14 protein-coding genes and 1 pseudogene are annotated in these 15,891 nt (G+C 61.6%); 7 read left to right on the top strand and 8 right to left on the bottom strand.

Going from position 1 to position 15,891, the window contains the following annotated elements; all coding sequences use genetic code 11:
• The first annotated feature begins 13 nt into the window (after positions 1-13).
• From HB860_RS16625 to HB860_RS16615, 3 genes are all read left to right on the top strand, one after another.
• Entirely contained in the window at positions 14-211 is a 198-nt protein-coding gene (locus tag HB860_RS16625; protein ID WP_025325546.1) for a YbdD/YjiX family protein, read from the top strand.
• 112 nt (positions 212-323) lie between these two features.
• Positions 324-1,337, top strand: a complete 1,014-nt coding sequence (locus tag HB860_RS16620; RefSeq protein ID WP_247627333.1) for a CobW family GTP-binding protein — start codon at positions 324-326, stop codon at positions 1,335-1,337.
• 13 nt (positions 1,338-1,350) lie between these two features.
• Entirely contained in the window at positions 1,351-1,569 is a 219-nt protein-coding gene (locus HB860_RS16615) for a DUF6500 family protein (protein ID WP_247627332.1), read from the top strand.
• Between the two features lie 77 nt (positions 1,570-1,646).
• Here HB860_RS16615 and HB860_RS16610 read toward each other — a convergent pair whose 3' ends face one another.
• Entirely contained in the window at positions 1,647-3,041 is a 1,395-nt protein-coding gene (locus tag HB860_RS16610; protein WP_247627331.1) for a PepSY-associated TM helix domain-containing protein, read from the bottom strand.
• 259 nt (positions 3,042-3,300) lie between these two features.
• Between HB860_RS16610 and HB860_RS16605 the strand changes: the two genes are divergently transcribed.
• On the top strand, positions 3,301-3,708 hold the full coding sequence (locus HB860_RS16605) for a hypothetical protein (protein WP_247627330.1): 408 nt from the start codon (positions 3,301-3,303) through the stop codon (positions 3,706-3,708).
• Between the two features lie 33 nt (positions 3,709-3,741).
• Here the strand turns inward: HB860_RS16605 and HB860_RS16600 are convergent, their stop codons facing one another.
• Together HB860_RS16600 and dbpA are read right to left on the bottom strand one after the other, a co-directional pair.
• On the bottom strand, positions 3,742-4,032 hold the full coding sequence (locus tag HB860_RS16600; RefSeq protein WP_247627329.1) for a YkgJ family cysteine cluster protein: 291 nt from the start codon (positions 4,030-4,032) through the stop codon (positions 3,742-3,744).
• Positions 4,033-4,122: 90 nt separating this feature from the next.
• Positions 4,123-5,502, bottom strand: coding sequence for an ATP-dependent RNA helicase DbpA (gene dbpA / locus HB860_RS16595; protein WP_247627328.1), 1,380 nt, complete (start codon positions 5,500-5,502; stop codon positions 4,123-4,125).
• Between the two features lie 531 nt (positions 5,503-6,033).
• Here dbpA and HB860_RS16590 point away from each other — a divergent pair.
• Positions 6,034-7,239, top strand: coding sequence for a NupC/NupG family nucleoside CNT transporter (locus HB860_RS16590; RefSeq protein WP_025325553.1), 1,206 nt, complete (start codon positions 6,034-6,036; stop codon positions 7,237-7,239).
• 168 nt (positions 7,240-7,407) lie between these two features.
• Here HB860_RS16590 and HB860_RS16585 read toward each other — a convergent pair whose 3' ends face one another.
• Together HB860_RS16585 and HB860_RS16580 are read right to left on the bottom strand one after the other, a co-directional pair.
• Positions 7,408-10,404, bottom strand: coding sequence for a beta strand repeat-containing protein (locus HB860_RS16585; RefSeq protein ID WP_247627327.1), 2,997 nt, complete (start codon positions 10,402-10,404; stop codon positions 7,408-7,410).
• 528 nt (positions 10,405-10,932) lie between these two features.
• Positions 10,933-11,385 carry a YaiI/YqxD family protein gene (locus HB860_RS16580; protein ID WP_247627326.1) on the bottom strand — a complete coding sequence of 151 codons (453 nt, stop codon included), beginning with the start codon at positions 11,383-11,385 and terminating at the stop codon, positions 10,933-10,935.
• Positions 11,386-11,524: 139 nt separating this feature from the next.
• On the opposite strand from HB860_RS16580, the gene zntB reads away from it, so the two are divergent.
• Both zntB and HB860_RS16570 read left to right on the top strand, forming a co-directional pair.
• Positions 11,525-12,490: a zinc transporter ZntB gene (zntB, locus tag HB860_RS16575; protein WP_139438829.1), complete on the top strand. Its 966-nt coding sequence runs from the start codon at positions 11,525-11,527 to the stop codon at positions 12,488-12,490.
• A gap of 9 nt (positions 12,491-12,499) precedes the next feature.
• Entirely contained in the window at positions 12,500-13,018 is a 519-nt protein-coding gene (locus HB860_RS16570; RefSeq protein ID WP_139438827.1) for a mechanosensitive ion channel domain-containing protein, read from the top strand.
• 39 nt (positions 13,019-13,057) lie between these two features.
• Here the strand turns inward: HB860_RS16570 and HB860_RS16565 are convergent, their stop codons facing one another.
• The 3 genes and pseudogenes from HB860_RS16565 to HB860_RS16555 form a co-directional block, all read right to left on the bottom strand.
• Positions 13,058-13,306 (bottom strand): hypothetical protein, encoded by a 249-nt coding sequence (locus HB860_RS16565; protein WP_139438825.1) that lies wholly within the window; start codon positions 13,304-13,306, stop codon positions 13,058-13,060.
• An 85-nt stretch (positions 13,307-13,391) separates the two neighbouring features.
• A pseudogene (locus HB860_RS16560) lies at positions 13,392-15,273 on the bottom strand (cation:proton antiporter).
• A gap of 30 nt (positions 15,274-15,303) precedes the next feature.
• Complete coding sequence (locus HB860_RS16555; RefSeq protein ID WP_025325560.1) at positions 15,304-15,825, bottom strand: MltR family transcriptional regulator; 522 nt, start codon at positions 15,823-15,825, stop codon at positions 15,304-15,306.
• Positions 15,826-15,891: the final 66 nt, after the last annotated feature.

The raw sequence follows: 15,891 nt of genomic DNA, 5'->3' as shown, positions 1-15,891 counted from the left end.
ACAAGGAGCAAGCATGTTTGATACCCTGGCCAAGGCGGGCAAGTATCTGGGACAGACCGCCAGGCTGATGGTGGGTGTGCCCGACTACGACAACTATGTGCAGCACATGCGGCTGACCCACCCGGAGCAGACCCCCATGAGCCACGACGAGTTCTTTCGCGAACGCCAGGATGCCCGCTACGGCGGCAAGAATGGCGGGCGTTGCTGCTGACTCCCTGCGACTTCCCATCACAGGACTCCCAATATGACGCAAGCTGTGGCGATCACCCTTTATTGAACGTTTTTCTCGGCTTATACGATCCCCATATCACAGGATTTCCAACATGACACAGGCTGTAGCGGTTACCCTGCTGACCGGTTTTCTCGGCGCCGGCAAGACCACCTTGCTCAACCACTTCCTGCGCCATCACGCCGATGCCTCCGTGGCCATTCTCGAGAACGAGTTCGGCGCCGCCAATATCGACGGCTCCCTGCTGCAGGGGTGTGACAGGGTCAGCGTGGTGGAGCTCAGCAACGGCTGCGTCTGCTGCAGCGTGCGGGGGGAATTTCGGGCCGCCTTGAGCGATCTGCTGGCCCGACGGGCGGCGGGGGAGTTGCAGTTCGAGCGGCTGATCGTCGAGACCACGGGGCTTGCCGATCCGGCCCCCATCATCCAGACCTTCTTCGTGGAAGAGGCGCTGCGGGATGCCCTGCGCCTCGATGCCGTCATCACCCTGGCCGACTGTGAACACCTAGGTCGTCAGCTGGATGAACATCCGGTGGCGGCGGCCCAGCTCGGCTTTGCCGACCGCATCCTGCTCACCAAGACGGACAGGGTGGACGGAGCGACCCGGGAGGCGGCCATAGCGCGAGTCCAGGGCATCAACCCCAAGGCGCAGATCATCGACATAGTGCGGGGGGAGTGCCCGGCCGGGCTCTGGCTCGATCTGGATGCCTTCTCCCTGAGCGACGAGCTGAGCCTGAGCCCAGGCATCAAGATAGTGCGTGGGGGCGGTCAGGGCGTCGAGGCGTTTGCCCCCCTCTCGTCCCGGCCCCGCTCCTGGCAGGATGTCATCTCGGCCTACCTGTTCGAGGGGGGCGAGCTGGACTTGAAGAAGATAGGGGCCTTCATGGAGCAGTGCATAGAGCAGCATGGCAACGACATGTTGCGCTACAAGGGGGTGCTGGCCATCGCCGGGGAGCCGCGCCGCCTGATAGTGCAGGGGGTGCACAGGGTAGCGGGGTTCGATTACGGTTCCCCCTGGGGGGATGAGGTGCCCTGCTCGCGGCTGGTGGTGATCGGTCGCTACCTGCCCCTTGAGGCGCTGGAAGAGGGGTTCGCCCTGACCCGGGCATGAGGAAAAATAACAGATGCGTGAATCACTTAAACAGAAAATCATCCAGGTCTGCCAGCAGAAGATTGGTCAGAAGGGGGAGGGGGTGGGCGTCTCCTTCTATGCCTTCTTCGCCAACAGGAACGACGACCCCGAGCTGCTGATGGAGGCGGCGACCTGGTGGATCCAGACCCAGAGACTCGACCACTTCGAGAAGGCACGCAAGATCCTCGCGCTGGTCGAGGCCATGAAATAGGGCGAGATGAAACAAGAAGGGCTCCTGATGAGGAGCCCTTCTTGTCTATGGTCTGCGGCTATCGTTGCCGAGTGGCCTCAGCTGGCGGGCGCTACGGCCGTCCGGCGGGAGAAGAAGAGGCAGTCCAGCAGCCAGATGGCCAGCATGGAGGCGCCCACCAGGGGGAAGCAGATCCCGAGCAGCACCAGCACCGCGATGGCGCCGCCCATGGGGGGCAACTTGGCGGGCAGGGGCGGGGCGGCGAGCCGGCCCTGGGGGCGGCGGCTCCACCAGATCCAGAGCCCGCTCACCGAGCTTGCCAGCACCATCAGGCAGATGATCAGCATGACGAGCTGGTGGGGCCAGCCGTAGATCTTGCCCATGTGCAGCATGACGCCGGTTTCCACCGTCTTGGCGACCGGGCCGTAATCCTGCCAGCGCACGTCGGCCAGCACCTTGCCGCTGTACTGATCGATGTGCAGGGTGGCGTCGTTGCGCGGATCATCGGCGAACAGGGCTATGGTATAGACGCCTGTGTCACCGACCGGCGGCGTGATGCTGTAACCCGGGTGAACCCCGCGCTCAGTGGCGATCTCCACTACCCGTTGCAGAGGGATGCGGTGGCTGGCCATGACCATGCCGTCGTGTTCCCCGCCATGGTTCATGGCGCTGTGATCATGGCTTTCCGGTGCCGGTTGCGAGCTCGGCATGGGGGTGTTCTCGACCGCCCAGGGCACAGTCTGTTCATGGGCATGGTTGAGGGTGCGGGCGAGAGGAGCGGATTTCGGCACCTCGTTCCACATGGCGGCCGGGAAACGGTTCCAGACGTTGGCGAACTGATCGCCCCAGAAGCCGGTCCAGGTCATGCCGCTGAGCAGCAGCAGCAGCAGGAAACCCGCCCCCCAGAAGCCGACCACGGCGTGCAGGTCGCGCCACCAGAGGCGTCCGCGCTGGTTCATTCTGGGCCAGAGGATACCCCCTACGCCGGGTCCCTTGCGCGGCCACCACAGGTAGAGTCCGCTGACGAGCAGTACGATTCCCCAGCCGGCGGCCAGCTCGATCAGGCGATCCCCTGTGGTGCCGAGCAGCAGCTCCGCATGCAGGGCACGGGCCACCGCCTGCAGGTTCCACTTGTTGTCCATGGTGCCGAGCAGGGCGCCGCTGGCGGGATCCATGAAGAGGGTCAGCTCGCGCTCGCCCTGATTGACGATGATCTGGGCGCTCGCATCCGTGGCCACGGGGGGCAGGTATTTGCGCAGGCTGGCATCGGGCATGGCGATCTTCGCCTTGGCCAGCAGTTGGTCGGCACTCAGGGTCTGGGTGGCGGGGGCCACCTTCATCAGCTCGGGGTAGAGCAGGTTGTCGAGCTGGGGCTTGTACAGGTACACGATGCCCGTGAGGGAGAGCAGGATCAGAAAGGGGGCGACGAAGAGACCGGCATAGAAATGCCAGCGCCAGATCCTTTGGTAATAACTCGCGTCTTGATTCTTCATCTTTGATCCTTGCGCCAAGGCTAAAGGTTGCAGTTGGTGGAATGTTTGGTTGGCGCGGATGATAGCAGCAACGTTTTATTAACTGCAACAGAACATGCTGGCTCCGCCTTCACTTCGCTGCGCGCCTTAATTGTGCCATCTGGCGTCGATGCCTGTCGGTGAGGGCCGGTGCTCCATGGACTTTTTGCATATAAATCCTTACCTTGTTGCAACATCAGGCAGCGTCGGCGCGACGAAAAAATCAGGGGAGGAGGGGGACGTGCACTTGCAGCCACACGGCCATTTCGAGATGCAGCGACAGGGGCAGGTGCTGATTTGCCGCCCGAGCGGCCCCTTCAATCTGGCGGGCGCCATGGCCTATGAGGCTGCGTTCAGCCAGCAGATCGCAGGATTGCGCGATACTCCCTGGGGGATCGTCGAGGTGGCGACCGAGTTCGAGGCCGCCGGTCCCGAGGTGCTGGCGCGTTTTCGTCGTCAGTTTGGCTGGTGCGCCGCCAATGGCTGCGATTTTCTTGCGGTGGTGGTGGTGGGCGGGTTCAAGCGCTATCTGGCGGATCAGGTCTTCAGCGATCTGCCGTTCAGGGCGGTGTGTTACTTCGAGCAGGAGGCGGCGGCCATCCACTGGCTGGGGGAGCGGCTCGGCGGCGACGTCACACCGGTGAGCTGACCCGGTAGCCCGGGGCCGTTCTGTCTGCCAGCCTTATTCCAGCTTGATAAACCACTTGTCCCGCTCGTCGACACAGTCGGGTTCCCCCATCTCGAACTCGCGGCAGATGAGGGGTCGCACCTCATAGATGCGGCACATCATGGTGTTGCGGTCGAGGGCGGCGCACCAGCCATCGTCCAGCCGGCGCATCACGGGGATCTCTCCTTCCCGATCGAGCACATAGCGATCCGGCACGCCTGTGTCGGTAAAGAGCATCACTTCGAGGCGGCAGCAGCAGGCTTCGCAGTTCTGGCAGCTCACGTCGGTTTGGATTGCTTGGGTCATGGTGCCTGTCTTGCCGCATGGCGGCATCGAAATATATGAAACAGGCGCCTGTCAGGCGCCTGTGGTCTGGCCAACGGCTTGTGAAGAACCTTAGCCCAGTTTGCGGGCGCGGTAGCTGCGCCCCTTGATCTTGCCTTCCTGCAGCCGCTTGAGGGCGGCGCTCGCCACCTGACGCTTGACCGCCACGTAGGAGTACTGCTCGGAGATCTGGATCTTGCCCACGTCGCTGCCGGCAATGCCACCTTCGCCGGTCAGGGCCCCCAGGATGTCACCGGCCCGCACCTTGGTCTTGCGGCCCGCATCGATGGAGAGGGTCACCATCTGCGGCGCTATCGGCTTGATGTCGCGGCCCAGGGTATCGAGATCCCCCAGCGGCATGGGGGCCTGCTGGTACTCCTCGATCAGGTTGACGCGCTGGGCTTCGTTGGGCTGATACAGGCTCAGGGCCAGGCCCTGCTGGCCGGCACGACCGGTACGGCCGATGCGGTGCACATGCACTTCAGGGTCGTAGGTCAGCTCGTAGTTGATGACGGCGCCCAGCTCCTTGATGTCGAGACCCCGGGCCGCCACGTCGGTCGCGACCAGTATGGTGGCACTGCCGTTGGCGAAGCGTACCAGCACCTGATCCCGCTCCCGCTGCTCCAGATCGCCGTTCAGCGCCAGGGCCGAGAAGCCCTTGGCGGCCAGGTGATCGGCCACGTCGTTGCAGGCGCGCTTGGTGTTGCAGAACACCACGCAGGAGCTCGGCTGATGGTGGCTCAGCAGCCAGGTGAGGGCGTCGAGGCGCTGACCGGCCGGCACTTCATACAGCTTCTGTTCGATGGCGCTGCCCTCGTGCAGGGACTCCACGCTCACCTCGACCGGGTTGCGCTGCACGCCGCGGCTCATCTGGGCTATCCCCTCCGGATAGGTGGCGGAGAACAGCAGGGTCTGACGGCGCTCGGGGGCATGGCGGATCACCTTGTTGATGTCTTCGCCAAAGCCCATGTCCAGCATGCGATCCGCTTCGTCCAGCACCAGGGTCTCCAGGCTGGAGAGCTCCAGGGTGCCCTGCTCCAGGTGCTTGAGAATGCGACCCGGGGTGCCGACGGCGATGTGGGCACCGAAGCTCAGGGTGGCGGACTGGGGGGCGGTCGGGGTGCCGCCACACAGGGTCACCAGCTTGACGTTCGGCAGGGCGCGGGCCAGACGACGGATCTCCTGAGCCACCTGATCCGCCAGCTCGCGGGTCGGACAGAGCACCAGGGCCTGTACGTCGACACGGTTGACGTTGAGGCGTGAGAGCAGGCCGAGGGCGAAGGCGGCTGTCTTGCCGCTGCCGGTTTTTGCCTTGGCAATCAGGTCTTTGCCCTCGAGTACCAGGGGCAGGCTCTGGGCCTGGATCGGGGTCATCTGCAGGTAACCCAGGCTGGTGAGGTTCTCTTGCAGGGCGGGGGAGAGATTGAGGCTGCTAAATTCGCTGTTGTTCACAAAAGGACTCTATTTCGGAGAAAACGGGGATGCGTCGTGCGCAAGGGCGCGCATTGTATCAGAAAGCGCTGCCGGGTGTGGCGGATTTTTGAACGCTTAAGCCCGTGCGACCTCGGGGCGGCTTCATCCGTCCCCATGGCGACAGAGAGGCACAACCGGGATGGCACCAGGTGAAGGTTTGCGGTCGTTTGCTAATTATTTATCGGAGGTAAACGTTTTTCGTCCCGACTGATTAAATATTCTTGGCTGAAATATGTGCCGCGCAGAGGAGTGAATGTTGCGAGAATGATGCTGAAATATCCATCGGTGTTGTCAGTGCAACTTCCATATTTCCATTCATATGTTTTATAAGGATATTTTTACTTTTCTCTGAGCGATTAATATACCGTTAATGGTTAATTAATTTAAAAACGTTTGTATTATCTCGCATACATATTATTGAGCCAGATTGTGATGGCTATCTGATTTTTAAATATACGATTCTTTATGATGGCGCCGGTCAAAAATAACAATTCACTGGGTGCTACTGGTATGGAATACGTTCACTTTGTGCTTGGACTCGTGATGGTCCTCGCGCTGGCGTTGCTGGCAAACCGCCGCAACTGGAAACAGATCAAGCTGCGCTATATCGGGCAGCTGTTGGTGGTGGAACTGGCGCTGGCCTGGTTCATGCTCAACTCCGAAGTGGGCCTGGCGGTCGTGGGTGGCTTCGCCGCCGGCTTCACCAAGCTGATGGAGTTTGCCAAGCAGGGGACCGACTTCGTGTTCGGTGGCCTGGTCAACGAAGGGGCCTTCTCCTTCTTCCTGATGGTGCTGATGCCCATCGTCTTCATCTCTGTGCTGATCGGTATCTTGCAGTACATCCGTCTGCTGCCCATCGTCATTCGTGGCATCGGCACCGTGCTGGCCAAGATCAACGGCATGGGCAAGCTGGAGTCCTTCAACGCCATCAGCTCCATGATCGTCGGCCAGTCCGAGAACTTCATCGCGCTCAAGAACACCTTGCCGCACCTGAACGAGAAGCAGATGTACACTCTGGCGGCGACGGCCATGTCCACCGTCTCCATGTCCATCGTCGGTGCCTACATGCAGCTGATCGAGCCCCGTTACGTGGTGGCCGCGCTGGTGCTCAACATGTTCAGCACCTTCATCGTGCTGTCGCTCATCAACCCGTACGAGCCTGACAATACCGTGACCGACGCCAAGGCGCTGGCCGAGGGGGACGAGCACCATACCCCGAAGAAGGAGAACTTCTTCGAGATGCTGGGGGAGTACATCATGGCCGGTTTCTCCGTTGCCGTGATAGTGGCTGCCATGCTGGTGGGCTTCATCGCCCTGATCGCCCTGGTCAACTACCTGTTCGAGATGGCGTTTGGCGTCAACTTCCAGCACGTCATGGGCTACATCTTCTACCCCATCGCCTGGATCCTCGGCATCCCGGGTGGCGAGGCGCTGCAAGCCGGCTCCATCATGGCGACCAAGCTGGTGACCAACGAGTTCGTGGCCATGATGGATCTGGGCAAGATTGCCGCCGATCTCTCGCCCCGCACCGTCGGCATCCTCTCCATCTTCATGGTGTCGTTTGCCAACTTCAGCTCCATCGGCATCATCGCCGGTGCGGTGAAGGCGCTGAACGAAGAGAAGGGCAACATGGTCTCCCGCTTCGGTCTGAAGCTGGTGTACGGCTCCACCCTGGTGAGCCTGCTCTCCGCCGTGATCGCCGGTGTGATGATCTAATCGCACCTCGCCATCACCTTGACAAACCCCTGCCTCGGCAGGGGTTTGTTTTTCTGGGTGAGTCAGCCGAAAGGTGGTTCTGCTCATCATGACTTGCCACATGTTGAGAAGATAAGAAGAGGCCGCCAATGCTGGCGGCCTCTCTGTCTGGTGGCTCAATGCCCGGTATCAAGGGCAGGTGATGGTGTTGCTGGTCACGCCATTGAGAGTGGCCTGGTAAGTCACCGACTGGGTCAACAGCAATATATCGGTGTTGTTCAGGGTTACCCCGATGACGATGCCATTTTTGCTCCAGATGACGCTGTTGCTGACATCCAGCGTGCTGGCGTCGGAGAAGGTGGCGACGGCCTTGCGGGTCACTATGTTGGCGATCGGCAGGCCGAGTGCTCCCAGCTGGACCTGTGTGGTGCAACTGGCTGTCAGGTTGCCGAGGGTTGCCGCCGTGATGGTGATTGGCTTGCTGTCTGTCCCGGTCAGGAAGCTGGCGGTGATATTGGCTGTTCCTGCGGTCACCCCTTGGGCCAAGCCTGTGCCGGAGACGGTCACGACTCCTGTGTTGTCACTCTGCCAGTTGACCAGGGCACTCACATCCTGGCTGGTCAGGTTGCTGAAACTGGCCGTCGCCTTGAGTTGCGCCTGATTCCCGCTCGCCAGATTGGGAATGGGGTCTATGGTGAGCCCGGTCAGGGTCGCCGCCGTCGCTACGATATTGATGGTGGCGCTAGTTCCTCCCAGACTGCCACTGATGACGGCAGAACCCACCGCCAGCGCCTTGATCTGGCCATTGGCATCCACGCTGACCAGAGTCGGGGCGCTGCTGCTCCAGCTGATCTGGCTGGTGACATCAACCAGGGTATCGTCAGAGTAGGTTGCGAGAGCCTTCAACTGGCCATTGGTCCCCAATGCCAGTGAGGTAAGGGGAGTGCTGATTTGGATGGCGCTCACAGTCGCAGCCGTGACTGTGACGGTCAAGTTGCTGACTTGCCCGCCGAAGCTGCCGGTGATGACGGCCGTCCCCGGGGACACTGCAGTGACTTCACCACTGGTGCTGACGGTGGCGACGTCGCTGTTACTGCTGCTCCAGGAGACCAGGGGGGTAATGTTCTGGCTGCTGCCATCGGAGTAGCTGGCAACGGCGGTCAATTGAGCCTTGGTGCCGGCTGCCAGGGTTGATGCCGTTGCCGACAAATCGATCTGATTCACGCTGGCATTGGTCACGCTCAAACTGACGCTGTTACTGGTGACCGCGCCCACACTGCCGGTCAAGGTTGCACTGCCGTTGCTGACAGCACTGACTTCGCCGGACAGGTTGACGGTGGCCACCCCTATGTTCGAACTGTTCCAGACCACCTGGTTCGAAATATCCTGGGTACTGTTATCGCTATAGGTGGCGATCGCCGTTAACTTGCCCTTGGTCCCCTTGGCCAGGGTGAGACTGGGCGGGGTGATCTGGATCTGGCTGACGGTGGCATTGGTGACGGTCAGCACAGTCCCGGCACTGGTGACACCGTTCAGGCTGGCACTGATAGTGCTGGTACCCACGGCAACCCCGGTAGCCAGGCCCTGGGCATTGATGGTGACCTTGGTTTGATCGCTGCTGAACCAGGCGGCCTGGCTGGAGACATCCAGGGTGCTGCCATCGCTCAGCACGGCCTGGGCCTTGAACTGAACCGAGCTGCCCTTGGCCAGGTTGCCACTGCCACCATTCAGGACGACCTGGATGCTGTTGACGGTGGCATTGGTAACCACCAGCAGCACAGTATTGCTGGTGACGCCCAAGAAGTTGGCCGAGATACTCGATCCCCCTTCGCTGAACGCGGTGGCTTCACCGTTCAGATCTATGGTCGCGACGCTGATATCCGAGCTGTTCCAATTGACTTGGCTGGTTACGTCCTGCGATGAGTTGTCGCTGAAGGTGGCGATGGCCTGGAACTGCAGCTTGGTCCCCTTGGGCAGGGAGGCCGTCGGCGGTATGACTTGCAGCGCAGTGGCGATGGCATTGGTGACAGTCAGGGTCGCACTGCGGCTGATGGCGCCAAGGGTGGCGGTGACGGTCGCCTGACCAATGCCGCTCCCCGTGACCAGTCCCAGGCTATCGACACTGGCGATGAAGGGGTCGTTGCTGCTCCACTGGACCTGTGATGACACATCCTGAGTCGAACCGTCGCCAAAGGTGGCGATGGCCTGCAACTGGCTCTTGGTGCCAAGGGCTATGGCCGTGACGGCAGGAATGACCTGCAGAGCGCTGACACTGGTGTTGTTGACCTGGATGCTGGTGCTGGCAGTGACCCCCAGCAGGCTGGCTGACAGGGTAGTGGATCCCGCCGCAACGCCGGTCACCAGACCCGTGCTATCTACGGTGGCGACGGCGGTGTTGCTGCTCAACCAACCCACCTGGGAGGAGACATTCTGAGTGCTCTGATCGGCGAAGGTCGCGATGGCCGTCAGCTTGGTCGTGGTACCTATGGCCAGTTGTACTGTGGCCGGGATGATCTGGATCTGGCTGACGGTCAGATCGACTGCCGAGACAGTGGTCTGGCCTGTGACCCCCTGTACCGTGGCCGTGATAGTGGCATCACCGGCTTCGATGGCGGTAGCTTTTCCCTTGTCATCGACACTCAACACGGTCGGGTTGCTGCTCTGCCAGCTGGCCTGGGTCGACACATCCCTGGTCGTATCATCGGAGAGGGTGGCAATGGCCTGCAGTTGCAGGGTCAGCCCCTTTGCCAACCTGGTTGTGGGGGGAATGATGGAGACCTTGGTGGCAATAGCATCCGTGATGGTGAGGGTGGAAATATTGCTGGTAACCCCCTGATAGCTGGCACTGATACCGGTGCTGCTGACCTTGAGTGTTTTGACCAGGCCCTTCTCATCTATGGTGGCAATGGTGCTATCCGCGCTGCTCCAGCTTGCCTGCTCCGTGATGTCGGCCGTGCTGTTGTCGCTGTAGGTCGCGATGGCAAGATATTGAGTGCTGATCCCGAGCGGGGTGCTGGGGTTGGCGTCGGCTCGGGCCTTGTTGCCAGCGGTGTCGGCTGATATGTCGATCCGGGTCAGTGATTTGGTGACGGGCGCCGGATTGGTCGGATTATCCTCTCCTCCGCCACCCCCACCGCCGCAACTAAATAAGAAAAGAGTGAAAAACAGTGAAAGAAATACATTCATTGACTTGCTCATTGATATTCCCCTTCAATTCCTGTGCTTAATATGAAGTGAAGATCATCCCGGTACTCCTGTATGGGAACAGCGAATCCTGCAGCCATGGCCGCCTCAATATTGAACGAATAATGAAATCATAAAAGGTGTTGTTATGATTGGGTTTTACTTTTATTGGTCAGACATACTCAATATTTGGTAGGTATTTTAGGCATCCTTTAGGCATGGTGGTAATTGGTCAAACCAATACTGATTAAATTATTATTTGTGGTGTTTTAATATGTCTAGGATAGCGACATTGATAATTCAATCGATACCGATAGAATTAAAAATATTAGTTTGTGACTAAATTGACACCAAAAGTTATATCAGAAATAAATCTTATTGGCGGGACTGGCACGGGGAGTGGGTGGGGCGTCGTCTGTGGGTCAAGCGTGGCGCCAGGTGAGGGGGAGGATGGGTCGGCAAACGATAAGCCCCTGCCATCTGTGGCAGGGGCTCATCGTCAGCCAGGCCATGATGCCTTGTTGCGATGACTCAGGTCAGCTTGCCCTTGAGCAGCCATCTGTCGAGGGCATTGGCAAAGCGCTGCTTGTCGGCGGCGTTGAAGGGGGCCGGGCCGCCGGTCTGCACCCCGGCCGAGCGCAGCTCCTCCATGAAATTACGCATGCCGAGCCGGGCCTGGATGGTCTCGCGGGTGTAGATCTCGCCACGGGGATTGAGCGCCTCGCCGCCGGCATCTATCACCCAGGAGGCGAGGGGGATGTCGCCGGTGATCACCAGATCGCCGGGCTGAACCTGCTGGGCAATGACATGATCCGCCACATCGAAACCCTTCTCCACCTGCTGGGTCTTGATGAAGGGAGAGGGGGGAACCCGCAGCCCCTGATTGGCCACCAGGGTGGTGACAACCTGGGCGCGGTGGGCGGCGCGGTAGAGGATCTCCTTGACCGGAATGGGGCAGGCATCGGCATCGACCCAGATGGACATGGCATGGCTTCCTGTAGTTGAAACGGGCATGAAACGAGAGCAGGCATGGTAGCACAGGCGCCCCCTTCCCGGTGCGGGGCTGAGTCGGCCCCCGCTTTCGTGTAAGCTGGGGCCTGAGCATGAACGAGAAGGAGACGAGATGGATCGGGTGCCCAGTGACGTAATTTATGGCCTGACCCTGGATGGCAAGGGGGGCATGACCCCGCTGGCCACAGGCAGCGAGATCCCGGCAGCCCAGCCCAGCTGGGTGCATCTGGATTACGGCAATCCGGAGGCGGCCCGCTGGCTGTTGCAGACCCCCTTGCTCAATGACGCCGCGCGCGAATCCCTGCTCGGTCAGAGCAACAGGCCCAAGCTGGTGCGGATGGGGGAGACAGTGCTGCTGATCCTGCGTGGCATCAACCACAACCAGGATCACCGCCCCGAGGAGATGGTGGCGCTGCGCATCTACATCACGCCGGATCTCATCATCAGCAGTCGCCGCCGTCCTCTGTTGTCGGAAAAGGACGTCTTCGAGCAGCTGAAACTGGGAGGGGGCGCGGACTCCCCTGCCGACTGGCTGGTGGAAGTCTGCGATGCCCTGACCGAGCGGGCGGGGGAGTTTGTCGAGGAGCTGCACGATCAGATCCTGGAACTGGAGGAGAGGGTGCTGACCCGCGACTTGCCCGCCAATGGCCGGTTGGCCTTGATCCGCAAGCAGCTCATCATGATCCGCCGCTATCTCTCCCCCCAGCGGGATCTGGTGGCGCGCCTCGCCAACGAGAAGATCAGCTGGCTGGACGAGGACGATCGCCGCCGCCTGCTCGACATCGCCGATCGGCTGCGGCGCTGGCTGGACGATCTCGATGCCGGGGTGGCCCGCACCGCCGTGCTGGCGGACGAGATCAACAACCTGATGGCGGAGGCGACCAACCGCCGCGCCTACCAGATGTCGGTGATGGCACTGCTGTTCCTGCCTGCTACCTTCCTGACCGGCCTGTTTGGCATCAACCTGGGGGGCATACCGGGGGCCGAGAGTCCTGCCGCCTTCTGGGTCTTCAGTGGCTCCCTGCTGACGCTGGCGACCGGGCTGGCGGTCTGGCTCAAATATCGGCGCTGGTGGTAAGGAGCGCACATGACGACATGGGAATCCTTTGGTGTGACCCTGCTGTTGCTGCTGGGGCATACCCTGATCCGCGGCCTCATTCACAAGAGCCTGATGGCGCTCGGCCAGAGCCGGCAGGTGAGTGAGAACCGGGTGCTCTACGTGGAGCATGTGTTCCACTTCCTGCTCGGTTGCGCCACCCTGCTGATCCTGGCGGGGGTGTGGGGGCTCGACTTCTCCCGGCTGGTGGTGCTCGCCTCCTCCTTCTTCGCCGTGCTCGGGGTCGCCATGGTGGCTCAGTGGTCGATCCTCTCCAACATCACCGCCAGCATCACCATCTTCTTCGCCTTCCCCTACAAGATCGGCGACCGGATCCGCATTCTCGACAAGGATGACTCAGTCACCGGCGTCATCACCGAGATAGGCCTGTTCTACCTGCGGGTGCGGGATGACAACGGCGATCTGGTGACCTACCCGGCCAACCTGATCCTGCAAAAGCCGGTCAGACGGCTGGAGAGCAAGGAAGCCGAGCCGCTGCAGCCGGAATGAAAAAAGGCTCCCTAGGGAGCCTTTTTGCTGGCATCAGTCTCAACGCTCGAAGAAGCGATAGAGGTGCTCGACCTGGATGGGGCAATCGGCCACCAGGTGGATATGGTCGCGAGCCTCCTCGGTGGAAGAGAAGCTCATCGGGCACCCCAGGGTGTCCGTCATCACGTAGAGGTGGCCGTCCTGCCCCCGAAACTCCACTATCCAGCCGGGGGAGATGATGTCGTGCATGATCTCCGCCTCCTTGAACCTGTGCTGCTGGTGAAGCGCACGCAATTCGCTGACTGTCATGACACCCTCCTGTGACTCATGGCGCCACCCTCAAGTCTAGTCGCCCGCGGCGGACGCAGGCGCAGGGAGCCGGATCGTCGGCGCATTAAGCCGCCTGGGGCTCCCGTGGCGGCTGCAGGGCGATCAGCAGCTCACCGGCCAGCGGTGACACCGGGCCTGTGACGACCCGGGGTTTTCCCCTCGTATCGACGATGAACAGGGGAATGGCGCCTGGATTGGCCTCCTGATACTGGGTCCAGTCAAAGGCGTCGCTCAGGCGGGTCGCCTTGATCTGGCCGCCCCGGCTCAGCAGGCCGCTCAGGCGGGCGAAATTCATCTCTGGCCCGAACAGATCCTGGCGTGCGCGGAAGGTGGCGCTCTCCCGGTTCGCCTTGCCGTGCTGCTCGCTGGAGCGCAGGGAGTGGACTTTTTCCTCCCCGTACAGGTGGGCAAAGTGCAGCACCCCGAGGGCGTTGTTGTGACGGTTGGGGGAAAGCGCCAGCACCGTATGGATGCTGGTGAGGGGCAGGTGCAGCTCGGCGTGTTCCGATTGCGGATTGCCAAAATAGCAGGGCAGGCCGCTCATGCGGGCCAGCTTGCAATGTTCCCAGGCCGGATCGGAAAGATGGACGGGGATGCCCTGATCCGCCAGCGCCCGACCGATGGCGCGGGCCACCGAATTGGCGCCGATCAGCAGCCAGGTGTCGGGAGCGGGCTGGCGCATGCCGAGCAGCCTGGCCAGCGGGGTCGCCGTCAGGCTCTGCAGCACCACGGTGAAGATGATCACGGCAAACACCAGGGGCACCAGCTTGTCTGCATCTTCAATGCCGGCCTCGTGCATGCTGATGGCGAAGGAGGCGCTGACCGCCGCCGCCACTATGCCTCGGGGGGCTATCCAGGCGAGCAGGGCGCGGGCGCGCCAGGGGAGATCCGAGCCCAGGGTCGAGACCAGGATGCAGAGCGGGCGGGCCACGAACTGCACCACGCAGAGCAGCACCAGCACCATGGGGCCGAGTTGCCAGAGCTGCGCCAGATCGAGGCGGGCCGCCAGCAGGATGAAGAGGGAAGAGATGAGGATGACCGCGAGATCCTCCTTGAAGGCCAGCACCTCCTCCAGATCCAGCCCCTCCTGGTTGGCGAGCCAGATGCCGAACACGGTTACCGCCAGCAGGCCGGACTCGTGGCTGAGCCAGTCCGACAGGGTGAAGGTGACCAGCACCAGGGCCAGCACCCCGAACTTGTGCAGGCTGACCGGCAACCAGTCCTTGCGCATGATCAGGGTGGTGATCCAGCCAGCCGCCATCCCGATGAGGGAGCCGACCCCCACCGTCTTGGCCAGGGCCAGCAGGGTGTGATCGATGAGATCCCCCTGGCTGCCGAGGCGTACCGCCTCGAACACCAGTACCGCAAACAGGGCACCGATGGGATCGATGACTATCCCTTCCCAGCGCAGGATCTTGTCCACCTCCCGTACCGGCCGAATGACGCTGAGCATGGGGGCGACCACGGTCGGCCCGGTGACCACCAGCACGGCACCGAGCACCATGGCGACCCGCCAGTCCAGCCCCAGCAGCCAGTAGCTGGCGGCGCCTATGACCGCGAAGCTGGCCAGCATGCCGGTGGAGCAGAGGTTGCGTACCACCTTGCCTATCCCCTTGAGTTCGGTCAGGTGCAGGGTCAGGGCCCCTTCAAACAGGATGATGGCGACCGAGAGCGACACCAGCGGAAACAGCAGCTCCCCCAGCAACTGGTCCGGGTCGAGTACGCCCGTCACCGGGCCGAGCAAGAGGCCACTGAGCAGCAGGAACAGGATGGCGGGGACGCGCACGGACCAGGCGAGCCACTGGGCGAGCAGGGAGATCAGGGCGATCCCGGCGAGAGAGAGTGCAATCATGCCAACCTCGGGTGGGTAATGGGGTTGGGAGTAGTGTAGCGGGGAAGGAGGGCAAATTGACACCCGGTAGAGGCGGCCTCGGGGAGGCCGGGATCCCGGGAGTAGCCTCAGCGGGCTGGCCTGATCAGATGGGGCTCTCTTTGTGGAGTTCGGTGACGCAGTCGGTCACCGCCAGCACCAGTGCGGAGCGCACCATCTGATCGAGCCGGTTGAGCTGCATCTGATAGAGGGGCCAGTCCTCCTCGTTGGCCGGGGGATCCTGCGGCATCATGCTGGTCTGATGGATGGCATGCAGGCGGCTTAGCAGGTCGCGGATCGGCTTGTCGCTGAAGCGATAATCCTTGGGGTCGCGCACCAGAAAATCGCGGATCTTCAGGTAGGCCTCGAGATCCTGGTAGTGCTCGAGGGAGATGAGGCCGAGGGCGAAGATGAGCTTGAGGCGCACCTCCAGCTGGCCGAGGGGGCCGCTCTGGTTGAGCAGGGGTTCGATGGCGTATTTGACGGCATACTCCTCCTGGCGAAAGGCTCGCCGCATCAGGGAGTCGACCGCCTCTTCCAGGATGGTCACGACCTCGAGAAAGAAGCCGCGGGGGCCATCCTGCTCGTTCAGTCGCTCCAGTACATCATCTTCCTGGTGTGTGGTCATAGGTGCTCAGGGTCCGGCTGACTGGGAGAGAGAGTGCCTCTCTCCCGGTTTCTATCATATGGGGAG

Source organism: Aeromonas genomosp. paramedia (assembly GCF_023093515.1).
GTDB lineage: Bacteria > Pseudomonadota > Gammaproteobacteria > Enterobacterales > Aeromonadaceae > Aeromonas.
Note: the sequence above shows the minus strand (reverse complement) of the source record. Positions and strands in the feature narration are given on the sequence as shown.